Genomic DNA, 1,588 nt, shown 5'->3' with positions numbered 1-1,588 from the left:
CGCCGACGCCGCTCGACCCCGCTGATGATCTCCATCCCACCCACCTGCCCTTACCGACACTCTTACGAACGTCAGTAAGATCAGCGGGCACCCAGGCCAGGGAAGGCGGCCGTCGGCGGATGGGTACGCGTGGCACCAGACCGAGCCAGGCGGAGAAGTCCGCCCCCGGCGGAATGCCCCGATGCTGTCGCCAACACTCGTTGCGATCAGCGAGGCAGTGATCGGTCCGATGCCGGGGATCATCGCCACGCGTCGCAGTGGGACGCGATGCCGGGCGTGCGCCACGATGTGCCGTTCCATCGCCCTGATCCGATCGGTCCGCTCCTCTCGGTCACCTGTGCCATGCTCAGGACCGGAACTCTCTTTCACCCCAAACCAACACCAAAAAGCCGAGGCACTGCGTAAGCGGGGGCAGTCGAACGCAGGATTCAACCACTTACCAACGGGTGGGAAGTTCCATCTGTGCCGGGCGCAGCCGTGGTTTGGCAGGCCGGCCCCCAAGGGTCGTCCCACACGGCCCCCCGTGCGTCTGATAATCGTCGACAGCACCGGCTTGGCGTTATCCGGCGGTGGCGAGTGGGACGAGGCGAAGCACGGACAGCGGCGCCAATCCTGGCCCGCTTGACGCCACCGCTCAGTCCGGTGTGATGCGGGTGATCTTCGTTCCGTTCAGGGCGAGGGCCGCCATCAACCCTTCCTGGCCGAAGGTGATGGCATAGACCGGCTCCCGTAGGGTTGTAGCCGTAACGTTGGCCTGCACGCCGCGATCCAGCACCACCACGCTTGGGCCGGTGCCGATCTCCCAACCATCGGCGCGCCTGAGCGCCGCGATCGCCTCGTCGGTCATGAAGAACATGGCGAGCCCGGCGGACTGGGCGCCCGCCAGCAGGCCGAGAGAGACGCCCGCGATGTTGTAGTAGCCGCGGATCGCGCCATCCTGCACCAGCGCTCCCTCACCATACTGGCCGCCAACGATGAAGCCGCCAGAGATGATGCGGGGGAAGACCAGGACGGCACGGGCCGGACCGAAGAGCGGACGTGCATTGTCCATGCTGCGCAACCGTACAAGCGCCGCCTGGACATCAGCGTCGATCTCTCTCCGCGTAGCGGCGGCGGCCGGCGCGGGCCGCAGCAGCGCACCCCCAGCCAGCACTGCCAAGAACGCTGAAGGCAGAAATCGCCTTGCAATGTCCCGTCGGCCAGGCATAGCGGCTGCTTTCGGAACGATCATCGCTTCATGTCTCCGCTCAGAACTGGAACAGGCCCACGGCCCCATTCTCGCACATCACGTGGCGCAACGCACCGCAGGTCCGGAGGTTTCCAGCTATCCGCCCCGGTCAGAATTCCAGAGCCACCGCTCCGTTCGTGCAGGACGCCGGCCGCCGCCCTGTATCAGTGCTGCATCTGCATGATCTGATCCATGGGAGGCATGTTCCGGCTGAGGTTCGCCATAATCCAGAGTGATCCGCCGACGATTAGCGCGACCACGAGAATGCCGAAGGCGAGCGCAAGCACGTTGTTGGTGTTGTCCGGTGCCGTGGTGATGTGAAGAAAGAAAACGAGGTGAACACCGATTTGCGCAATCGCA

Annotated in this window: 2 protein-coding genes; both read right to left on the bottom strand. The window is 65.0% G+C overall.

What is annotated here, in order from left to right:
- Window positions 1–634: 634 nt before the first annotated feature.
- Complete coding sequence (locus ACO1BU_RS37260) at window positions 635–1,051, bottom strand: lipid-binding SYLF domain-containing protein (protein WP_424140887.1); 417 nt, start codon at window positions 1,049–1,051, stop codon at window positions 635–637.
- A gap of 341 nt (window positions 1,052–1,392) precedes the next feature.
- Window positions 1,393–1,588: cytochrome o ubiquinol oxidase subunit IV (locus ACO1BU_RS37255; protein ID WP_424140886.1), on the bottom strand; the 196-nt coding region annotated here is incomplete at its 5' end.

Source organism: Roseomonas chloroacetimidivorans (genome assembly GCF_049629625.1).
In the GTDB taxonomy this organism is placed as follows: Bacteria; Pseudomonadota; Alphaproteobacteria; order Acetobacterales; family Acetobacteraceae; genus Roseomonas; species Roseomonas chloroacetimidivorans.
This window is presented reverse-complemented; position numbering and strand designations above follow the sequence as displayed.